Annotated in this window: 15 protein-coding genes; 6 read left to right on the top strand and 9 right to left on the bottom strand. The window is 72.5% G+C overall.

Going from position 1 to position 19,591, the window contains the following annotated elements; genetic code table 11:
- The first annotated feature begins 15 nt into the window (after nucleotides 1–15).
- Complete coding sequence (locus ACIQRW_RS05760) at nucleotides 16–756, top strand: CDP-alcohol phosphatidyltransferase family protein (protein ID WP_403754894.1); 741 nt, start codon at nucleotides 16–18, stop codon at nucleotides 754–756.
- On the opposite strand, the gene ACIQRW_RS05755 is transcribed toward ACIQRW_RS05760, so the two are convergent.
- The gene (locus ACIQRW_RS05755; protein WP_003965602.1) at nucleotides 725–1,174 is read right to left on the bottom strand and encodes an adenylyltransferase/cytidyltransferase family protein; all 450 of its coding nucleotides are present in this window, start codon (nucleotides 1,172–1,174) and stop codon (nucleotides 725–727) included. The genes ACIQRW_RS05760 and ACIQRW_RS05755 overlap by 32 nt on opposite strands.
- A gap of 151 nt (nucleotides 1,175–1,325) precedes the next feature.
- On the opposite strand from ACIQRW_RS05755, the gene ACIQRW_RS05750 reads away from it, so the two are divergent.
- The 3 genes from ACIQRW_RS05750 to ACIQRW_RS05740 are packed head-to-tail and all read left to right on the top strand — an operon-like array spanning nucleotide 1,326 to nucleotide 5,511.
- The gene (locus tag ACIQRW_RS05750; RefSeq protein WP_403754891.1) at nucleotides 1,326–2,588 is read left to right on the top strand and encodes a glycosyltransferase; all 1,263 of its coding nucleotides are present in this window, start codon (nucleotides 1,326–1,328) and stop codon (nucleotides 2,586–2,588) included.
- Nucleotides 2,585–4,270, top strand: a complete 1,686-nt coding sequence (locus ACIQRW_RS05745; RefSeq protein ID WP_403754888.1) for a lipopolysaccharide biosynthesis protein — start codon at nucleotides 2,585–2,587, stop codon at nucleotides 4,268–4,270. The genes ACIQRW_RS05750 and ACIQRW_RS05745 overlap by 4 nt, the downstream gene beginning before the upstream one ends.
- On the top strand, nucleotides 4,267–5,511 hold the full coding sequence (locus ACIQRW_RS05740; RefSeq protein ID WP_403754885.1) for a hypothetical protein: 1,245 nt from the start codon (nucleotides 4,267–4,269) through the stop codon (nucleotides 5,509–5,511). The genes ACIQRW_RS05745 and ACIQRW_RS05740 overlap by 4 nt, the downstream gene beginning before the upstream one ends.
- Here ACIQRW_RS05740 and ACIQRW_RS05735 read toward each other — a convergent pair.
- Nucleotides 5,480–7,021: a hypothetical protein gene (locus ACIQRW_RS05735; protein ID WP_403754882.1), complete on the bottom strand. Its 1,542-nt coding sequence runs from the start codon at nucleotides 7,019–7,021 to the stop codon at nucleotides 5,480–5,482. The two genes, ACIQRW_RS05740 and ACIQRW_RS05735, sit on opposite strands and share 32 nt — an antisense overlap.
- A 108-nt stretch (nucleotides 7,022–7,129) precedes the next feature.
- Here ACIQRW_RS05735 and ACIQRW_RS05730 point away from each other — a divergent pair, with 108 nt between their 5' ends.
- A complete protein-coding gene (locus ACIQRW_RS05730; RefSeq protein WP_403754879.1) occupies nucleotides 7,130–8,296 on the top strand; it encodes a glycosyltransferase in 1,167 nt (388 codons plus the stop codon).
- Nucleotides 8,297–8,308: 12 nt separating this feature from the next.
- Here ACIQRW_RS05730 and ACIQRW_RS05725 read toward each other — a convergent pair whose 3' ends face one another.
- From ACIQRW_RS05725 to gmd, 4 genes are all read right to left on the bottom strand, one after another.
- Complete coding sequence (locus ACIQRW_RS05725; RefSeq protein ID WP_403754876.1) at nucleotides 8,309–9,148, bottom strand: glycosyltransferase family 2 protein; 840 nt, start codon at nucleotides 9,146–9,148, stop codon at nucleotides 8,309–8,311.
- Nucleotides 9,145–9,876, bottom strand: coding sequence for a hypothetical protein (locus tag ACIQRW_RS05720; RefSeq protein ID WP_403754873.1), 732 nt, complete (start codon nucleotides 9,874–9,876; stop codon nucleotides 9,145–9,147). Before ACIQRW_RS05720 ends, ACIQRW_RS05725 begins: the two co-directional genes overlap by 4 nt.
- Before the next feature lie 4 nt (nucleotides 9,877–9,880).
- The gene (locus tag ACIQRW_RS05715) at nucleotides 9,881–12,139 is read right to left on the bottom strand and encodes a LamG-like jellyroll fold domain-containing protein (protein ID WP_403754870.1); all 2,259 of its coding nucleotides are present in this window, start codon (nucleotides 12,137–12,139) and stop codon (nucleotides 9,881–9,883) included.
- A 352-nt stretch (nucleotides 12,140–12,491) separates the two neighbouring features.
- On the bottom strand, nucleotides 12,492–13,505 hold the full coding sequence (gene gmd, locus ACIQRW_RS05710; protein ID WP_403755331.1) for a GDP-mannose 4,6-dehydratase: 1,014 nt from the start codon (nucleotides 13,503–13,505) through the stop codon (nucleotides 12,492–12,494).
- Nucleotides 13,506–13,619: 114 nt separating this feature from the next.
- On the opposite strand from gmd, the gene ACIQRW_RS05705 reads away from it, so the two are divergent.
- Nucleotides 13,620–14,603: a GDP-L-fucose synthase family protein gene (locus ACIQRW_RS05705; RefSeq protein WP_403754868.1), complete on the top strand. Its 984-nt coding sequence runs from the start codon at nucleotides 13,620–13,622 to the stop codon at nucleotides 14,601–14,603.
- Nucleotides 14,604–14,677: 74 nt separating this feature from the next.
- On the opposite strand, the gene ACIQRW_RS05700 is transcribed toward ACIQRW_RS05705, so the two are convergent.
- From ACIQRW_RS05700 to ACIQRW_RS05690, 3 genes are all read right to left on the bottom strand, one after another.
- Nucleotides 14,678–16,186 carry an exopolysaccharide biosynthesis polyprenyl glycosylphosphotransferase gene (locus ACIQRW_RS05700; RefSeq protein ID WP_403754865.1) on the bottom strand — a complete coding sequence of 503 codons (1,509 nt, stop codon included), beginning with the start codon at nucleotides 16,184–16,186 and terminating at the stop codon, nucleotides 14,678–14,680.
- Between the two features lie 417 nt (nucleotides 16,187–16,603).
- Entirely contained in the window at nucleotides 16,604–18,832 is a 2,229-nt protein-coding gene (locus tag ACIQRW_RS05695) for a hypothetical protein (protein ID WP_403754862.1), read from the bottom strand.
- An 84-nt stretch (nucleotides 18,833–18,916) separates the two neighbouring features.
- A complete protein-coding gene (locus ACIQRW_RS05690) occupies nucleotides 18,917–19,453 on the bottom strand; it encodes a hypothetical protein (RefSeq protein ID WP_403754859.1) in 537 nt (178 codons plus the stop codon).
- Between the last annotated feature and the right edge of the window lie 138 nt (nucleotides 19,454–19,591).

Genomic DNA, 19,591 nt, shown 5'->3' with positions numbered 1-19,591 from the left:
GACGCTGGGGGGCGTATGGGAAGCACGGGCACAGTGCTGCGCGAATTGCGCGGCGCACAGAAGAGCGCCAAGGGCGTCTCGCTCTATTCGCGGTACGTGAACCGGCCCGCCGGCCGGGTGCTCGCGGCCGGGGCGTACCGGATGGGCATGACACCCAACCAAGTCACGCTCACCAGTGCGCTGTTCACCTATGGCGCGCTGGCGTCGGTCGCGCTCGTCGAGCCGTCCTGGACGCTCGGCGTCCTGGTCTGGGCGGCCCTCGCGGTCGGCTTCGCCTTCGACTCCGCCGACGGGCAGCTCGCCCGGCTCACCGGCAGGGGAGGGCCCGACGGGGAGTGGCTGGACCATGTCGTGGACTGCGGGAAGCTGCTGCTCGTCCACGCCGCCGTCCTGGTCTCCTTCTACCGCTTCGGCGAGCTGCCTTCTGAGGCCTGGCTGTTGCTCCCGCTGGGCTTCCAGCTGGCGGCGGTGGTCACCTTCTGTGCTGGGCTGCTGCGCGAACAGCTCGGCAAGGCGGCGGTGAGTGCCCGGGGCCCGTCCTGGGCGGCACCCGACGCGACGGCGCCCGTCTCACGGGTGCGGGCCGTGGCGCTGCTGCCCGCCGACTACGGGGTGTTCTGCCTGGTGTTCCTGCTGCTGGGCGTACCCGGGGCCTTCCGCGCCGGGTACGCCGTGCTCGCGGTGGTGCAAGCGGTGTTCCTGGCGGCCTTCCTCGCCAAGTGGTTCAGGGAGCTGAAAGCGCTCCGGGCCGGTTGACGAGCACGTCCAGCGCCCGCCGCAGCTGGGTGCTGGACGTGTGCACGGTGTACGGGAAGTAGACGACCTCCACGCCCACTTCGGCGAAGTCGCGCTCCAGCTTCTCCCCCTTGTCCGTGCCCCGCCAGTCGTCTCCCTTGAAGATCACGTCGAAACGGACCTGCTGCCAGGTCTCGACCTTGTCCGGCACGGTCTCCACGAACGCGGCGTCCACGAAGCGCACGCTGCGGACGATCTCCAGTCGTTCGCGGAGCGGGATCATCGGCGTGTGACCCTTGGCGAGGGCGGCCATCTCGTCCGACACGACCCCCGCGACCAGGTAGTCGCACTGACTGCGGGCGTGCCGCAGGATGTTGAGGTGCCCGACGTGGAACAGGTCGTACACCCCGGGTGCGTAACCCACCCTGTGCTGCACCATCCGTATCTCTCCCCCCACGGTGAACATGATCCGGTGATGTTCCAACGACCTTACTGTGAAGAACACTTGTGCAAGCCGTGAACGGATAAGCTCGGCAGGGGCTGTTCCCCGGTGGGGACAGCGGCTGTCGTGGGGGGAAGGCGATCGTCCGATGTCCGAAGCGTCAAGGCCCGGTCCGATCCGGGGCCGCCGACTTCTGGTGGTTTCGACCAACTACGCACCGGAGCTCACGGGAATAGGCCCGTACGCCACCCAACTGGCCGAGCACTGGGCCGCGTCCGGAGCCCGGGTCCGGGCCCTCACCGGCATGCCGCACTACCCCTCCTGGCGGCTGGAGGAGGCGTACCGGGGCGCCTGGAGGACGGTGGAGATACGCGGCGGCGTCGGCGTGCACCGGCGCCGGCACTATGTGCCGCCCCGTCAGACCGCTCTGCGACGTGCCGCGTTCGAGGCGAGCGTCCTCGCGACCGGACTGTTCGCCCCACCGCCCGGACGCCCCGACGCCGTGATCTCCCAGATGCCCAGCCTCGCGGGCGGCGTCATCGGAGCCCACCTCGCCCGTCGCCACCGCGTCCCCCATCTGCCCGTCGTCCAGGACCTGATGGGTGCCGCCGCCGCGCAGAGCGGCATCCGGGGCGGAGGCAGGGCCGCCACCGTCGCCGCGGCCGCCGAGCGGTACGCACTGCGCGGGGCCGCCCTCGTCGGCGTCATCCACGAGAGCTTCGTCCCCGGCGTCACCGCTCTCGGCGTCGACCCCGGCCGTATCCGCCTCGTCCCCAACTGGACCCATGTGCAGGGCCCCACCGCCGACCGGGCCGCGACCCGCGCCCGGCTCGGCTGGCCCGAGGGCACCCCGGTCGTCCTGCACTCCGGCAACATGGGGCTCAAGCAGGGTCTGGACGTCCTGGTGGACACCGCCCGCCTCGCCCCCGACGTCCGCGTCGTCCTGATGGGCGACGGCAACCAGCGCGACGCCCTGCGCGCCCGCGCCGGGGGACTGGCCAACGTGGATTTCCTGGAGCCCGCGGCGGCCGAGGAGTTCACCGACGTCCTCGCCGCCGCCGACGTCCTCGCGGTCACCCAGCGCGCCTCGGTCCTCGATATGAGCGTCCCCTCCAAGCTCACCTCCTACTTCACCTCCGGACGCCCCGTGATCGCCTCCGTCGCCGACGAGGGCGGCACCGCCGACGAGGTCCGCCGCTCGGGCGCCGGGGTCCTCGTCGCCCCCGAAGACCCGGCCGCCCTGCTCGAAGCGTTGCGGAAGCTGGTCGCGGACCCGGCCGCCGCCGACGCCCTCGGGGCCGGGGGCCCGCGCTACGTCGCCCGCCACCTGAGCCGGGAAGCGGGCCTCGCCCGCTTCGACGACCTGCTCGCCGAGGCCCTGCCGGACGCACAAGGGAGCCCCCGCCGATGACACCGCACCACCGCGCCCCGGACGACCAGGACGAGCCGGCGCTCCTGCGCGACCAGTTCCGCCAACTCCTGCGCTACCGCTCCCTGCTGGCCTGCGGAGTCGTCGTCGGCCTGCTCGGCGGCGGCTATCTCGCCCTCGGCGGCGAGGACACCTACACCGCCACCGGCGAGGTGCTCGTCCGCTCCGCGATCTCCGACCCCTTCGCCGCCGGATCCACCGCGGACAAGGGCATCAACATCGGCTCCGAGCGCCAGACCGCCGTCAGCGACACGGTGGGCACCCTGGCCGCCGGGACCCTGCTCAAGGCGGGCGACGACGTCACCGCCCGCAAACTGCTCACCGGGCTCCAGGTCACCAACCCGCCCAACACCCTCACCCTCCGCTTCTCCTACACGGCCGCCGGCCCCGAGCAGGCCCGCGCCCGCGCCGAAGCCCTCGCCGGGGCCTATCTGGCCCACCGCAAGGCGCGCACCGAGGAGAGCATCCGGAACATGTCCGACGGCTACCGGGCCCAGCTCCGCCCGCTGGAGGAGAAACGCGACCTGCTGGAGGACCAGATCGGGGCGGGCGCGGAGGACGACGTCAGCAGCGCCCGCGCCAACATCATCGTCTCCATCTCCGAGCTGAGCCGGAAGATCTCCGAGCTGAAGGCCCTGGACACCACCCCCGGCTACCTCAACAAGAAGCCCGTCGCCCCCACGTCGCCCACCGGCCCGGGACTGCCCCTGCTCCTCGGGCTCGGCGGCGTCGTCGGCCTCGCCCTGGGGCTGCTGCTCTCCTGGGTGCGCCTCGTCTTCGACCCCGCCGTACGCTCCACCCGCGAACTGGTCCGCTCGCTCGGTGCACCCCTGCTCGGCACCCTGCCCCGGGAACGCGCCGCCGCGGGCAGCCTGCTCGCCATCGGGCGCGGCACCTCCCGGTTGGCCGAGGAGTACCGCGCCGTCGCCTTCCGCCTCGCCTACGACCCGTCGTTCGCCGAGAGCCGCCGTCTGCTGGTCACCGCCCCGCGCGGCGACAACAAGGCGGCCGCCGCAGCAGCCGCCAACCTGGCCGCCGCCTTCGCCGAGATGGGCCGCGACGTCCTGCTCGTCGAGGCGGACCTGCGCACCCCCTCGCTCGCCCGCGACCTCGGCTCCGGCTCCCACGAGGTGCGCCCGCCGCGCTGGGCCGCCGAGGAGGGCGGCGGCTGGCCCGCCGGCGGCCGCACCAATGTGGACGTGCCCGGGTCCGGGGCCTTCGCCCTGATCCCCGGGACCACCGTCGACAACGTCCCGCGCGCCCTGACCTCCCCGTCCGTCGGCCGCATCGTCGCCGAGGCCGACCGGACCGGCAACGTCGTCATCGTCCTCGCCCCGCCCGTCCTGTCCTACGCGGACGCGGTCGCCCTGGTCGACCGGGTGGACGGCGTCATGATCGTCTGCGATCCGCGCGAGGTGCACCGCAGCGACCTGGAACGCATCCGCGAGATCATCGGCGCCTCCGGAGGCTCCGTTCTCGGCGCGCTGCTCCACCCCGGCCGGCGGCGGCTGGGGCGCGCGGAGCGACGGGGGAAGCCGACCCGACGCCGGGGCGGTGGCGGCGGCCCCGCCCCCACCGCCGAGCCGGACGCTCCCGAGACCACCGGCGATCCCACCGAGACCCTCGGCCTGCGCGCCTTCACCCAGCCGGCCGCGCGCGGGTGAGAGCCCGCACCGCCGTCCTCTGCTCGGTCGCGGACCAAGGTGTGGCGGCCCTCACCAACATCCTGGTACTGGTGGCCGCCGCCCGGCTCTCCACCGTCACCGACTTCGCCCGCTTCTCCGCGGTCTACCTGGTCTTCACGGTGCTCCTCGGCGTCTCGGGCGCGTACACCGGGCAGCCGCTGGTCCTCAAGCGCGGCGCGGGGGAGGAGACCCGGGGCGCCTGCCGGTCCGCGGTCGCCTTCACCGTCCTCGCCTCGACCGTCCTGGGCGCGCTGCTCGCGGCGGTCTGCGCCCTCGTCCCCGGCGACACCGCCCGCGCGCTGATGATGCTCGGCCCGGTGCTCCCCGTGGTGCTGGGACAGGACGCCGGGCGGTACGCCTTCTCCACCCTCCAGCGCCCCCATCTGGCGCTGACCGCCGACCTGTTGCGGCTCGGCTGCGTGCTGGGGGCGCTCTCCGTGCAGGACTACGGGGCATCCCCCGCACGGCTGATCGCCGTCTGGGGCCTCTCCGCCCTGCCCGCCCTGCTCCTGACGGCCGCCCTCCTGCACCGGGCCACCGCGGGGACCCCGGTCCGACTGCGCCCGATGCTGCGGCGCGGCCATCTCGGACAGCGCTTCACCGTCGAGTTCGGCGTCGGCAACGCGACCGGTCAGCTGTCCGTCCTCGGCCTCGGCGCGGTCGGCAACCCGCTCCTCGTCGGCGCGCTGCGCGGGGCGACCACCCTGTTCGGACCGCTCAACGTGCTCTACACCTCGGCGACCTCCTTCGGCCCCCCGCTGCTCCGCCGCATCGGCGACGAGCGCCGCCGGGTCCGGGCCACCGCCGCCCTCGCCGCCGTCCTCGCGGTGACCGCCGCCCTCTGGGCCACCGTGCTCGCCCTGCTGCCCGCGCGCGCCGGACGCGAACTGCTCGGCGACACCTGGCCCACGGCCGCCGCCCTGCTCCCCGCGACCGGCAGCCAGTACGCGGCGATGGCCGCCGGCACCTGCGGGCTGCTCGCCCTGCGCATGCTCGACCCGCGCACCACGCTCAGCATCCAGGTCGTCTTCTCGCTCACCTCAGTGGCGTTCCTCGCGGGCGGTTACGTCATCGGGGGCGTCCCGGGCGCCGCCTGGGGGCTCGCCCTGGGCTCGCTCTGCAAGGCCGTCGCGACCTGGATCAGGGTGGCCCGGCTGCGCCGCCGGAGGCCCGCGCCCCAGGAGTCCGTCAGCGCCGACGCGCTGCCCGCTGCTCCCTGAACGTGGTGATCAGCACCAGGCACAGCGCCGCGATGGCGAGCTTCCCCACCGCCTGCAACAGCGGCCCGCGCAGCAGGATGAAGGTGTATCCGGCGATCAGCGGGGCCGCGATCGCCAGCACACTGCCGGGCCCCGGCCCCGCCCGGGTGACCGCGAGGGCGTACCTGCGGTCGGTGCGGGCCGCCGCGTAGCCGATCAGCGCCAACCCGCCGACCAGCCCCGCCGGGCCGAAATCGACCCAGAACTCGGTCCACAGCGGGGCCGAGAGGTTGGTCATCCGCAGCCCCATCCACTGCCCGACCCGGACCCCGGTGTCCTCCGGCTTCCCGCTCCACACCGCGCGCGGCACGAAGAACAGCGCGGAGCCCGTCAGTTGGCGGCCGTAGGTGTGCCCCCGGGTATCGACCCACGACACGGTGTTGGCGAACATCACCATCTGGTCGTAGTCCTTGGTCACCAGCGGCTCGAAGACCGACGCCGACTGCACGGGCCGCTGTCCCCCCTCCTCGTACCGGAACCTGTCCGCGTACGGGAACACCACCAGCGCCCCGATCACCCCCGTCGCCAGCACCGTGCGGTAGAACGCCGCACTGCTCGGGAACGCCGTGAACACGAACGCCATCAGTACCGTCAGGAACCAGTAACGGGCGTTGGAGATCGGGTTGTTCACCACCAGGTTCAACGCCGCCAGCGCCACCCACACCAGCACCGTCGAGGGGGTGCGCCGGGCGCGGTGGGAGGTCGCCAGGCGGCGGGTGTAGAACAGCAGCGCCAGCAGCGCCGGGACCTGGCCGAAGCCCTTGATGAACGCCGAGCCCACATTGGACCCCTCCGCCACCACCCCGCTCGCCGCGACGGTCTCGTTGATCTCCTGCCGGCTGGAGAAGAAGACCGCGGGCCCGCCGAGCTTCATCACGTAGAACGCGCTCGCCGCGAAAGCCAGCAGCACGAGGAGCCGCAGCCGCACCGGATGCGCCCGGGCGGGCCCGCCGCCCGAGCTTCGCGCGGAGGGTGCCCGGCGGCGCAACGGGCGCCGCGAGGCCAGCAGCGCCCCCAGGTCGTAGGCCGCACACCCCACCAGGATCATCGCGATCGCGGTCACCAGGTCCTGGCGCGGCCCCACCATCGGCGTCGGCGTCTGCCCGATCACCACCTGGGCGAACGGCGCCACGCCCATCGCGATGTACACGAACATCCAGAAGACGCCCTGGAGCAGCCGCCGCCGGGTCGAGAGGATCATCGTCGCCAGCCGGGCCCCCGCATAGCAGGTCAGCACCAGCTGGAGCCAGTACGCCGTGTCCCGGACCCCGCTGCCGGGCTGGGCGGCGATCACCGCGGGCAGGAAGCAGACCAGGCCCAGGATGAGTGGCACGGACAGGGCCCGCGACAGCATCGACCAGGCGATCGGCCGCTCGGGCGGTTCCGGGGGGCCGCCCGGAGCTCCCGGCCCCGCCCCAGGCGCGGGCACGCGGTCGGCCTCCCCCTGCGCCGACGTGTGCACCGACGTCATGCGCCCCCCCGGGATCAGTGAACCGCTGGACACTCTAACGAATCCGCCCATGTGGGGAAGACCGATGGCTACTCTGTGAACAAGTGGCCATGGTCGAGGGGAACTCCGGTGAAAATCCTGCACGTTGTCACGCTCCACACTCCGGACCACGCCTTCGGCGGGCCGACCCGGGTGGCGTTCAACCTGTCCAGGGTGCAGCGTGCCGCCGGGGACGACGCCCGCGTCATGGCCCTCGGCGACGGCTTCCCCGACGGTGAACTGCCCCGCCAGGTGGAGGGAGTTCCGGTCCACCTCTTCCAGGCGCGGCACCTGCTCCCGATGTTCGAGGTCAGCGGCATCACCTCCGCGGCGCTGCTGAACACCGCGCGCCGCATGATGCGCGGCGCCGACCTCGTACACGTCCATCTGATGCGGGACCTGGTGACCCTGCCCGCGGCGCTCCTCGCGCTCGCGACCCGGACGCCCCTGGTCGTCCAGACCCACGGCATGATCGACCCCACCGAGAAGAAGGTCGCCCAGCTCACCGACCTCCTCGGGGTCCGCAAGGTACTGCGCGACGCCGACGCCGTCCTGCACCTCACCGAGATGGAGCGGGTCGACGTGAACGCCGTCGCCGCCCCCGTCCCGCTCACCCGCACCGTACGGCTGGTCAACGGGGTGCGCCCGCAGGAGCGCAAGCCCGCCCGCGACCCCGGCCGTCCGCCCACCGTGCTCTTCCTCGCCCGGATCCAGGAGCGCAAGCGGCCCGAGGACTTCGTCGCCGCGATGCCGCACGTCCTCGCCCGCCACCCGGACGCCCGGTTCGTGCTGGCCGGGCCGGACACCGGCGCCCTGGCCGGCACCCTCGCCCTCGCCCGGAAGCTGGGTGTGGCCGACTCCCTCGACCATGTGGGTCCGCTGGAGCACGATCAGGTCCTTGCCGCCGACCGCGAGGCCGATGTGTATGTGCTGCCGGCGATCGAGGAGCCGTTCCCGGTCTCGGTGCTGGAGGCGATGTCGGTCGGCACCCCGGTCGTCATCACCCGCACCTGCGGACAGGCCCCCGACGTGGCCGGGGCGGGGTCGGGCCGGGTCATCGACAGCCGGGTCGGCGAGGACGCGGCCAACGCCCGCAAGGTCGCCGACGCGATCCTGGAGCTGCTGGAGCCGGAGGCCGCCGAGCAGGCGGGCAAGGCCGCCTGGGAGCTGGTGAACGAGCAGTTCACCATCGAGGCCGTCACCGCCACCCTCCGGCGGACCTACGAGGACGTGGTCCGCCGGAGGCGGGGGTGGTGACCGGGCTGCTCGTCAACGCAACGGCTTCTCCCTCGACTTGAGGGCGATCTGCCAGCGGTAGAAGCTCATCGCCAGCGCGAAGTCGAAACCCGCCCGGCCGTCCAGGAAACCCCGCCGGTAGAGATACATGTAGGCGAAGGACACCACCGGCTTGAACGGCGCCTTGTGGAACAACTGCCCCTGGCGCGACTTGACCTGGCGCACCTGTTCCTTCACCTCCGGGTGCTGCTCCAGCCATGCCTCCCAGTCCGAGTAGCGGTTGTGCCGCTCGAACCAGGCGGTCACCGGATCGAGGTCCTGGTGCTCGATCGGGTGGGTGAGCGTCCCCACCGTCGCCGCGACCGGCTGGTAGTGACCCTCCACCTCACCGATGCCGGGGGCGTCGAGGTCCCCGACCTCCGGATAGTGCGAGCGGGTCCGGTCGGTCAACGACCGCTTGCGGATGGTGTATCCGTGCCGCAGCCGCTTTCCCGAGAACCAGTAGCCGAGCGGTATGTCGTACGCCGCCGGCTTCGGGGCCGCCGGCTCCCGGAAGGTCTCCCGCAGCTCGGCCAGCAGCCCGGGGCTCAGCCGCTCGTCGCCGTCCAGAAGCAGGATCCAGTCCAGGTCGGTGCGGACGTTCTCCAGACACCACTGCTTCTTCCGCGGGTGGCCCCCGTCCCAGGTGTACGTGATCACCTCGGCCCCGCACTCCTCGGCGATCTTGACGGTGTCGTCGGTGCTGTGGGAGTCCACCACCACGACCGCCTCGAAGTGGCCGAGCACCGATTTCACCGCCTCCGCGATGTTCAGGCCCTCGTTCTTCGTGGGGATCGCCACGGCTATCGGCAGCTTCGGTATTCCTGCGGTCATCCCTCGGCTCCTTCGGGCAGCCAGGCGTAGCAGCCTGTGGAGGTGAACGTGCGGGCGGACTTCGGGATCGTGATCGTGCGGGACGTGCCGGTGTCGGACGTGCCCGAGGACAGCTCCTTGCCGCCGGCCCCGGTGATCTGCCAGGAGCAGCCCGTGGTGGGGGAGGCGGACCGGTAGACGCCCGGCCGGAGCTTCTTCCCGGTGTACGTGCCGTCCGGATAGGCGTACGCCGCCTCGTCCACCAGGTCCTGGTGCTGGGGGCAGAGCCCGGCGACCGCGTCCGCCGCGTCCGGGATCTCGTCCGTCGCGATGGCGCCGACGGCGGTGTCCCGGTCGGCCTTGACCAGATAGCGGAGCCTGTCGCACGCCTCCTGGCCGGTCTGGAGCACGGCGGCCGGGTCCATGCCCTTGGGCACCCGGTCCTCCAGATACTCCTTCTGCTTCTTGGTGAACGTCCCGGTGGCCGGGGTGATCTCGTCGGACGGTGTCTTCGGGCCCGCGCCGGGAGCCGAGGGTCCGGCGGCGGCCGGCTCCTCGGGCTCCCCGGCGGAGGGCGTGGCGGGTGGGGCGGGCGTGCCGGCGGACGGGCCGGGGACGGCGGGCCCGGAGGCCGCGGGGCGCTGGGCGCCCGCGGCCTCCGGACCGTTCCCGCCGGCGGACGAACCGCAGGCGGCCAACGCCGCCGTCGTCATGACGACGACGGCGCCGGCCAGGAACGGGTTCCTCATCGGATCAGCCATTCCTCAGGGCGTAGTGCGCGCCGACCTGCGAAGAGGTCAGCGTGGTCGGGTAGACGGCGGTCTCGTCGATCTGCCCGGCGAAGAAGTTGCTCGTCGGGCGGTTCGGCCAGCCGGACAGGTTGTCCCCGCCGACCCGCCAGTGGCCGGGGTAGTTCTCGTTGCCGGAGACCAGGATGTTCGACGCCCGCAGCTGCCCGTCGACGTACAGCGCCATGCCCTGCCCCAGGGGGCCCTGGGTGGCGACGACATGGTGCCACTGGCCGTCGTTGTAGGCGGCCGAGGTGGTGACGGTCCGTGCCCCACTGCTCTGGACGCCGAACACGAGCCGCCCGTCGTCGCGCATGTAGACGTGCTTGTCGTGACGGCTGCTGTTCTGCTGCGTCCTGTTCCCGAAGCCGATGATCTTCCCGCCCCGGGTGGTGGTGGTCCTGATCCAGGTCTCCACCGAGAACCGGGCCGGCGCGGCGTGCAGCCGGTTGCTGTACGCGTAGTCGTCGGTGCCGTTGAAGCCGATCGCCGTCGATGGCCCGGCGACCGCCGCCGGGGTCTGCCGGTAGGCGGGGCCGTTGCGCAGGAAGCCGTTGTTCAGATTCCCGCTGCTGTCGTGGGCGAACGTGGAGGTGCCCTCGTCGTAGCGCCAGTAGAGGCCCGCCCCGTCGGACCTGACCCGGGCCGGATACGCCTCCGTCGAGCTCGCCACGGTCGCCGTCTGGGCGGGGGACTTGGCGCTGGTGTTGGTCCCGTCGCTCGCGGTGATCCGGTACGCGTGCTCCTCGCCGGGCGCGACGTCGGTGTCCGTCCAGGTCAGCTGGGGCCGGTCCCAGAAGACCGAGTAGCCGGTCGTCGTGTGGACCGGGGTGTTCGAGCCGTCCTTGTAGATCCGGTAGGTCAGCTCACCGTCGTCGGTGTCGAAGCTGGTCTGCCAGTTCACGTCGATCCGCCCCGGGGTCAGCGTGGACAGGCTGACGTTGGGCACCCAGGGCGTGCCCGTGTCCGGTCCGTCCGCGAACCGGGTGAGACCCTGCTGCGGCTTGCTGTTGACGGTGGTGAACTCGCCGCCCACCCACAGGTAGTGACGGCCTCCGCTGCTCGTCTGGCTCATCACCCGCGGTCCGACCGGCTCGCCGATGCCGTCGTTGGTGTCCGGGAACCACGGGAGCAGCTTGGGGTCGTCGACCGACTGGGCCAGCAGATGCTTGCGCGGCTGGTCGGGGAAGGCCCCCATGCTGGAGCAGTCGTGGGCGTGGCTGCCGCTGTACAGCACGCCCGAGTGCACCAGCACCGCCTGGGTCGCGCCGAGGCAGGTGTCCCGCCAGCGCTGGTCGAAGTCGTCGAGATCCAGCGCGATGCGCCCGTCGAACACCCCGCCGCCGGTGCCCTCGTTGCCGGTGTAGAAGCCGGTGGCGTCGGTGGTGATGTCCTGGACGGTGGAGTTGTTGTGGATGAACCCCGGGTAGGACTTGGTGAGTTGTCCGGTGGTGGCGTCGACCACGGCCAGGGCGTGGGTGTTCGTGCCGTTGATCCGGAAGAAGTCCCCGCCGAGCAGCACGTGGCGCCCGTCCGGAGTCACCTCGACCGCCCGTGCGACCTCGTCGGCGTCGGCCGTGAAGGGCAGCAGTGAGGCTCCGGTCGTGACGGCGGCGAAGTGGTTCCTGGTCTGCCCGCCGACCGTGGTGAAGTCGCCGGCCAGATAGACCGTGTCGTCGGTGACGGCGAGTCCCCGCACGGTCGCCGAGACCCCGATCTTGAAGGTGTTGCGGACGGTGCAGCTCTCGGTGTCGATCGCCGCGATGTTGCTCACCCCGACGCCGTTCACCGCCCCGAACTGGCCGCCCGCGTACAGGGTTTCGCCGTCCGGGGACAGCGCCAGGGCCCGGACGGTCGCGGTTCCCGAGGAGATGGTGAAGGACAGCGAGCAGTCGGTGGGCGCCCCGGTCGCCGCGTCGAACGCGGCGAAGTTCACCGCGGGCTGTTCGCCCGTTCCGGGGGCGGCGGTGGGGGGCCGCAGGGTCGAGAAGGTGCCGCCCGCGTAGACGACGCCTTCGCCGGCGGCCATCGACCAGACGATGCCGTTGGTCTGCCAGGTGGTGAGGTCGTCCGCGGTGATGGCGACCGGTGGTGTCAGCGCCGCCGCCGGAGAGGTCCCGGCCGCGGTCGCGGTCAGGGCTCCGGCCAGCAGGCCGAGAGCGGCGGAAGCGGCCCGCACACGGCCGCGTCCTCCGGTTCTCTGCCCCGTACTTCCGTTCATCATTCAGCTCCGAAGGTGAGATTCGAGCTGCGGCCTGGAGGCCGCGGATCCTGCCTCGCCCGACCGGACGCGGCGACTTGCCGTCCCGCCGCTGGTCGGGCGAGTGAGTAGACGGAGCCGAGGGCTCCGCCCGGTGCCGGCGCGGAGAGCTCCACCGAGGGATCGGTGGAGACGGCGGTCGCGCCGGTGATCTTCCCGAGCACGGGCGCGGCTGGCGCCGGCCGGGAGTTGGGGGTGACCGACGATGCGGCCCGGGCGCCGGTGAACGGCACCACGCGGCCGCCGTCGGTGAAGGCGGCCATCGCGCCGGACGGGTCCGCCGGGCGGACGCGCGGGAACGTGCCGCCCGGCCCGTTCACCTGTCCACCCGGACGGCGGCACCGCTCAGCTGGTCGTCCAGCCGGCGGATGTCGGCGTCGACCATGATGCGGGCCAGCTCGCGCGACCTCACCTCGGGCTTCCAGCCCAGCAGTTCCTCGGCCTTGGACGCGTCCCCGATCAACGCGTCGACCTCGCTGGGGCGTTCGTACTTCGGGTCGTAACGGACGTGCTCGCTCCAGTCCAGCCCCGCGTGCTCGAAGGCGAACTCCACGAACTGCCGGACGCTGACGCCCTCACCGGTGGCGACCACATAGTCGTCGGGGGTGTCGCACTGGAGCATCCGCCACATGGCGTCCACGTACTCCGGCGCGTACCCCCAGTCCCGGACCGCGTCCAGATTGCCCAGGTGCAGACGGTCCTGGAGCCCGGCCTTGATCCGGGCGACGCCCCGGGTGATCTTCCGGGTCACGAAGGTCTCCCCCCGGCGCGGCGACTCATGGTTGAAGAGGATCCCGTTCACCGCGAACATGCCGTACGCCTCGCGGTAGTTGACCGTGGCCCAGTAGGCGTAGACCTTCGCCACGCTGTACGGGCTGCGCGGGTGGAACGAGGTGTTCTCGTTCTGCGGGGGCGGGCTGGCGCCGAACATCTCGGAGGACGAGGCCTGGTAGATCCGGGTCTCGATGCCGCTGGCCCGGACCGCCTCCAGAAGCCGGATGGTGCCGAGCCCCGTGACGTCACCGGTGTACAGCGGGGCGTCGAAGGACACCCGCACATGCGACTGCGCACCCAGGTTGTAGACCTCGTCGGGCTGGATGTCGCGCAGCAGGTTCACCAGGGCCACACCGTCGGACAGGTCCGCGTGGTGCAGGACGAAGGAGCGCTCCGGCTCCTCGGGCCCCTGGTAGATGTGGTCGATCCGCTCGGTGTTGAAGCTGGAGGAGCGGCGTATGAGGCCGTGCACCGTGTACCCCTTGTCGAGCAACAACTCGGCCAGATACGAACCGTCCTGGCCGGTCACTCCGGTGATGAGCGCGGTCTTCGCCACGATTCCCCCTTCTCTGCTGATCGCCTCGTCGGCGATGGTCACCGACATATCTGAATTGGGGCGTTCTGCGGCGAAGTGTCACCGCAGTCCCTTTCTGCTGGCACAATCCGAGCCATGACGACCGAACTCCCCGTCCCTTCCGAGGAATCCGACCGCTCCCTACTGCGGCCCGGCTCCCGCATATTCGTCGCGGGCCACCGCGGCCTGGTCGGCTCGGCGGTGGCCCGCCGCCTCGCCGACGACGGCCACGAGGTACTCACCCGCGGCCGCGACCTCCTCGACCTGCGCGACGCCGCGCGGACCGGTGCGTATCTGAAGGAGGTCCGGCCGGACGCCGTGGTGCTGGCCGCCGCCAAGGTCGGCGGGATCATGGCCAACAGCACGTATCCCGTGCAGTTCCTGGAGGACAACCTGCGCATCCAGCTCAGCGTGATCGCCGGTGCGCACGCGGCCGGGGTCGAGCGGCTGCTCTTCCTCGGCTCGTCGTGCATCTACCCCCGGCTCGCGCCCCAGCCGATCCGTGAGGACGCGCTGCTCACCGGCGAGCTGGAGCCCACCAACGAGGCCTACGCCCTCGCCAAGATCGCCGGAATCGTCCAGATCCAGTCGTATCGCCGGCAGTACGGCGCCTCCTACATCAGCGCCATGCCCACCAATCTCTACGGGCCCGGCGACAACTTCGACCTGGAGACCTCGCACGTGCTGCCCGCGCTGATCCGCCGCTTCCACGAGGCGCGGCGGGACGGGGCCCCCGAGGTGACCCTGTGGGGATCCGGCTCCCCGCGCCGTGAGTTCCTCCATGTCGACGACCTCGCCGCCGCCTGCGTCACCCTGCTGGAGGCCTACGACGGCGACGAACCGGTCAACATCGGCTGCGGCGACGATCTCACCATCCGCGAACTCGCCGAGACCGTACGGGAGGTGACGGGATACCAGGGGAGCATCGGCTGGGACACGTCGAAGCCCGACGGGACGCCCCGCAAGCTGCTCGACGTCACCCGCCTCTCCTCCCTCGGCTTCACGCCGCGTATCCCGCTGCGCGACGGGATCGCCCGCACCTACGCCTGGTGGCTCGGCCGGCTCCAGCCCGCACAGTGACCGTTCGCCGCCGCCGAGAGGTGTCTCGCGGCGGCGAACCGGCTGGGTTCCTCGCATCCGCACGCCCGCCGCCCTCAGTACGCCCCGCGGCCGTCGGCGACGGCGCGCACGGTGCGGGCGAGAAGTCCCATGTCGGCGGCGACCGACCAGTTGTCGACGTACCAGAGATCGAGCGAGACGGTCTCCTGCCAGGTCAGATCGGATCGGCCGCTCACCTGCCACAGCCCCGTAAGACCCGGTTTCACGGCGAGCCGGCGATGCTCCCGCTCGTCGTACCGAGAGGCCTCCTCCGGCAGCGGCGGCCTCGGGCCCACCAACGACATCTGGCCCAGCAACACGTTGACCAACTGCGGGAGTTCATCGATCGACGTCCGCCGCAGCAGCCGCCCGACCGGCGTCACCCGAGGGTCGCCGCGGATCTTGAACAGCGGGCCGTCCGCCTCGTTGGTCGCGGCCAGCCGCGCCTTGAGATTCTCCGCGTCGGCCACCATCGTGCGGAACTTCCACATGGTGAACGGCCGGTTGTGCTGCCCCTGCCGGACCTGTCGATGGATGATGGGCCCCCGCGAGGACAGCCGGACGCTGAGCGCCACCGCCAGGAGCAGGGGTGTCAGGGCCAGCAGCCCGAACAGGGCCCCCGTACGGTCCAGCACGTTCTTCAGTACCGTCTGCGGCCCCCCGCGCAGCGGCGGCGCGATGTGCAGCAGGGTGAGCCCGGCCGCGGTGGCGGGACGCACCCGCTCGGCCGCCACCCCGGACAGCTCCGAGGCCACGGACAGGGCGACGCCCCCGTCGTGCAGCCCCCAGCCGAGCCGGCGCAGCCGGTCCCCGGTCAGCTGGGGGCCGGGAGCCACCAGTACCAGGTCCGCCGCGTGGGCGTAGACCCCGCCGAGCACCGTCGTCACGTCGTCGTCGGCCGGGCAGGACGCGAGGCGCCCCGGCACCTGCACGCCGTCCAGCTCCAGCCGGCCGGTGCCCACCGGTATGGCGGCGACCAGGCGATAGTCGTGGTCCGTACCGGAGTCGAGCAGCTCGGCCGCCCGGCCCACGGCCAAGGCCTCACCGACCATCAGCACCCGGCGGACCCGGCGGCCCCGCCGCCCGGAGCGCCGCCACCGGCGCAGCCCCGCCACCGCCGTGGCGATGAGCAACCCCGGTGTCACGGCCACGACGGCCGTGGCCGGGTCCACCGGGCTTCCCGCCGCCGTGTGCAGGACGGCCAGCAGGCCGATGAGCACGAGCCAGTCCCCGACCGGGCCGAGCGCACCGCCGGGCCCGGTCCCCGACCGGTCCGTGTACCGCCCCCGGACACCGCGCAGCCCGGCCCAGAGCAGCCCCGCCACCGCGGCGGCCGCCACCGGGCGCGGCTGGTCGCCGACGCGCAGCAGCAGCCAGGCCGGACCGGCCAGGCCCAGCAGGTCCGTCAGAGCGGCGAGGGACGGGCCGGGCGCCGGCTTCCGCCGGGCCGGCGGCCGGCCGGCCGGGTCGCGCTGTGCTGTCGGGGCCCTCCAGAGTTGTTCCAGGGCCGCCGTGCGGTTCCGGGACGCGGCGGTGCGGGGGCGCGGCGCGCCCCGGAGCCCCACCGGTCCGGATAGGTCGGTATCAGGTATTTCGACATGCCCCATGAACCCCCCAGTCACAGTCGCACCCCCACAAACGGGACGCATCCGCCGATCCCATGGACTGACGGATGCGCCCTCGCTCGGTGCACGATATCCACACACGTGCCATTTCGCTGGAGTTCTCGTGAAGTTCAGACGGCCCGGTTCAGACGCCTCCGATCGGCCGGAACCAGTCGATGTCGCCTTGTGGGTACGGATGTTGAGGGAGCGACAGACGGGTAAGCGCTTGTGCCGGCCGGTGCCGGGGAGCGGCCCGCGGAGGCCCGGCTCCGGTGTGCTCCGGCGCAGACGCGAGAACCCCCTGGCCGGCGCTGTGCCCGGCCAGGGGGTTCTCGGATTCGCCCTCCCGCCCCGAGGGGATGGGGCGCCGCTACGGCGTCAGAACGCGCCGTCCGTGCGCCTCCTGGTGCGCCGGTGGATCAGCAGCCCGGCGCCAACGAGTGCCGCTGCCACGAGGGTTGCGGACATCACAGTGACCCCGGTGGCGGCCAGGCTGCCGCCGCCGGACGTGGTGGCGGCCCCGGTGCCGCCGCCGACGCCACCGCCGACCGTGGAGCCGGTGCCACCGGACGCGCCGGAGCCGTCGGCCGTACCGGTGGAGCCGGAGCCCCCGGTGGTGGAGCCGCCGCCCGACCGTGTACCGCCCTCACCCCCTGTCGTACCGTCACCTTCCGTGCTGCCGCCGCCGGTCGAGTCGTCACCGCCGCTGTCGCCGCCGGTCTCCCCGCCACCGGTGGCTGCCGCCGTGACGGTGAGCGTCGCGGCGGAGGTGCGGGTGGTGCCGACATCGTTGCGGAACTCGGCGCGGTAGCGGTAGCCGTCCTGCGCGGTCCTCGCGGTGAACGTGACGGCGGGCCCGGTCGCGCCCTCGACGTCCTTCCAGGTCCCCGAGCCATCGGTGCTGACCTGCCAGCGGACCGTGGGCTCCGGGGAACCCTCCGCCGCCGCGGTGAGGGTGACCTCCTCGCCGTCCTCGGCCGAAAGGTCGGCGGGCGCGCGGGTCACCAGCGGCGATACCTGCCGGACCAGCTTGGTGATCCTTCCCTCGGCGGGGCTCGTCACGAAGACCGTGGCCCCGCCCGGCTCGACGGCGAGCGAGGCCGCGCCGGACTGGGAGTGGTTGCCGGGCAGCGACAGGTCCTTCGCGGCCACGGCGAAGCCCTCGGTGTCGTAGACGGTCAGCGTGCCGTTGTTGTCATCGGCCGGATCGGAGAGGTCGCCGCCGTCCTGCCAGACGACGTAGGCCCGGCCCGTCGCCTCGTCGAAGGCGGCGTCGCGGGCCAGGTCCTTGCCGACGAGCGTCCTGAGCGGCTTGCCCGCGGCGTCGAGGACCAGCACGGACCGGTTGACCCCGATCCACACCGCGCCGGTGGCCGGGTCCGTCTCGGTGAATCCGGCCATGCCCTGGGCGCCGGGCAGCTCGAAGGAAGCGGTGACCGTGAACGACGCGAGGTCCACCCGGTGCAGCTGCCCGGCCGCGAAGTCGCTGAACCAGAGCGCGCCCCGGGCGGGATCGGCGGCGAACCGCGCGCCGCCCGGGAGCGTCAGGCTCCGGGTCGCCGCGCCGGTGGCCCGGTCGATCTCGGAGAGCTTCGCGCCCTGGGCGACCAGCACCGTGCCCGGGGTCGTACCGGGGGCGATGTCGGTGATGGTGGACCCGGTGAGCCAGACGCCCGAGGCCTTCTCGTCACCGGCCTTGGCGCTCCCGACGCCCCGCAGCGGGTAGTTGTAGACGACGCCGTCGCCCGGCAGCGGTCCCGCGATGCGGGCGGCCGCCGAGGCGCGCACCTCCCCGGTGGGCCCGGGGGCCCGGCTGATCCAGCTCTCGGCCTTCCCGTCCTGCGGGTTCAGCACATGCAGCCCGCGCTCGTCGACGTCCGCGGTGTCGGGGAGGTTGTCCGCGCCGACGTACAGCTTCTTCGAGTCGGGGTGCAGCAGCAGGTCCAGCGGCTTCCCGGCCGACGTGAAGTCGGCGGCGGCCTTGTAGGAGACGGTCCCCGCGGGCGCGTCGACGCCCCCGCCGCCCGGTTCGCCCGGCTCCTGGCCCGCGAAGGCGACGGGTATGCGGACGTCCTGCGACCGGTCGCCGGCGGCGCGGTGATCGGCCCGGGTGACGAGGGAGCAGGCCACCTCGGCGCAGTCGAGGCCGTCGCCCTTCGCCGAGATCTCGATCTCCACGTCGAAGGTTCCGCCGGGCCCGAAGGCGCGGGCGAGGTCGCCCTCGTACGGGTCGCCCGGGGGCACGATCCACTGCGAGGTCTTCGAGCCGCCGCTCATGTCCGCGCCGCCGAGGCAGGGGGAGGGCACCCGGTTGTCGCCGTTGTCCTTGCACAGGGCGACGTAGATGCCGGATCTTGAACCGTACCCCTCGCCGGTGACCCGGACCTTCTCGCCGGCCGGGTCGAGTCCGGTGGTGGCCGAGACGGTCAGCGTCTGCCCCTGGGGGCCGGTGGCGGTCTTCGGGGTGCCGGCGTCGGCGCTGACCGCCGCGCCCGTGGGGATCGCCGAGAGCAGCAGGGCGGCGACGGCGGCCGTACCCGCCCGGCGTCCGAGTCTGCGGCGGCCGCTCGGCGGGGTGCCGGGAGCGGTGCCCGGAGTGGATGTCATGTCATTCCTCGTCACGACGCGGGGGAGCCCGGCCCCGGCACGAACGGCCGGGACCGGGCGAAGGGTTGGAGAACTCTCGTGGTGCTACACGAAGTTGATCGGGGCGTGGACGTCGTACTTGCGGTCGTTGGTGTCGGTGTGGTCGGCGCGGGTCACGATGGCGCACTCGACGGTGTCGCCGCAGACGTTGCCGCCGCCGAGGTCGGCCTTGACGTGTATCCGGACGCTGAAGGTGCCGCCCGCGCCGAACGGCGAGGTGTTGGGGAGGCCGCCGCCCAGGCTGGACACCCAGTGCGAGGCGCCGGTGGTGCCGGACTGGTCCTGGCCGCCGAGACACGGCGAGGGCTTGTTGGCGCCCTGGGCCCCGTTCACCACGCACAGGCTCACGTAGACGCCCTGGCCGGTGTTGTAACCGCTGCCGGTGACGGTGATGTTGGCGCCCGCGGCGGCCGCGGTGTCGGGTCCGGAGAGCGACAGGTTGAAGGTGGCGCCCCCGTCGGTGACCGTACGGGTACCGGTCGCGGCGGCGGCGGGGGAGGCGAGTGTCAGGGCCAGCGCGGCGGCGGCGAACGCGGCGAGGCCCGCGCGGGCGACGGTACGGGTGGAGGGAACAGCACTCATGAGATGAGCACCTTTCTCGGCATCGGTAACCAGAACCACGGACACCCAGTCGACTTAGGTAAGGCATACCTAAGTCGATACCTGTTGGGTTGTCAACAAAGGCGCTGCCCACGGGTGATGTCCATGGCGGTGCTGACG

The organism is Streptomyces sp. NPDC091287 (genome assembly GCF_044768525.1).
Lineage (GTDB): Bacteria > Actinomycetota > Actinomycetes > Streptomycetales > Streptomycetaceae > Streptomyces.
The sequence above is the reverse complement of the archived record's forward strand: the minus strand, read 5'-3'. Positions and strand labels throughout refer to the sequence as shown.

Excerpts from the sequence above, each read along its gene's own strand:
- ACIQRW_RS05695 (WP_403754862.1), bottom strand. The coding sequence starts at position 18,832 with ATGACATCCACTCCGGGCACCGCTCCCGGCACCCCGCCGAGCGGCCGC.
- ACIQRW_RS05720 (WP_403754873.1), bottom strand. The coding sequence starts at position 9,876 with ATGAGGAACCCGTTCCTGGCCGGCGCCGTCGTCGTCATGACGACGGCG.
- ACIQRW_RS05705 (WP_403754868.1), top strand. The coding sequence starts at position 13,620 with ATGACGACCGAACTCCCCGTCCCTTCCGAGGAATCCGACCGCTCCCTA.
- ACIQRW_RS05735 (WP_403754882.1), bottom strand. The coding sequence starts at position 7,021 with ATGACGTCGGTGCACACGTCGGCGCAGGGGGAGGCCGACCGCGTGCCC.
- ACIQRW_RS05745 (WP_403754888.1), top strand. The coding sequence starts at position 2,585 with ATGACACCGCACCACCGCGCCCCGGACGACCAGGACGAGCCGGCGCTC.
- ACIQRW_RS05755 (WP_003965602.1), bottom strand. The coding sequence starts at position 1,174 with ATGGTGCAGCACAGGGTGGGTTACGCACCCGGGGTGTACGACCTGTTC.
- ACIQRW_RS05760 (WP_403754894.1), top strand. The coding sequence starts at position 16 with ATGGGAAGCACGGGCACAGTGCTGCGCGAATTGCGCGGCGCACAGAAG.
- ACIQRW_RS05750 (WP_403754891.1), top strand. The coding sequence starts at position 1,326 with ATGTCCGAAGCGTCAAGGCCCGGTCCGATCCGGGGCCGCCGACTTCTG.
- ACIQRW_RS05690 (WP_403754859.1), bottom strand. The coding sequence starts at position 19,453 with ATGAGTGCTGTTCCCTCCACCCGTACCGTCGCCCGCGCGGGCCTCGCC.
- ACIQRW_RS05725 (WP_403754876.1), bottom strand. The coding sequence starts at position 9,148 with ATGACCGCAGGAATACCGAAGCTGCCGATAGCCGTGGCGATCCCCACG.
- ACIQRW_RS05715 (WP_403754870.1), bottom strand. The coding sequence starts at position 12,139 with ATGATGAACGGAAGTACGGGGCAGAGAACCGGAGGACGCGGCCGTGTG.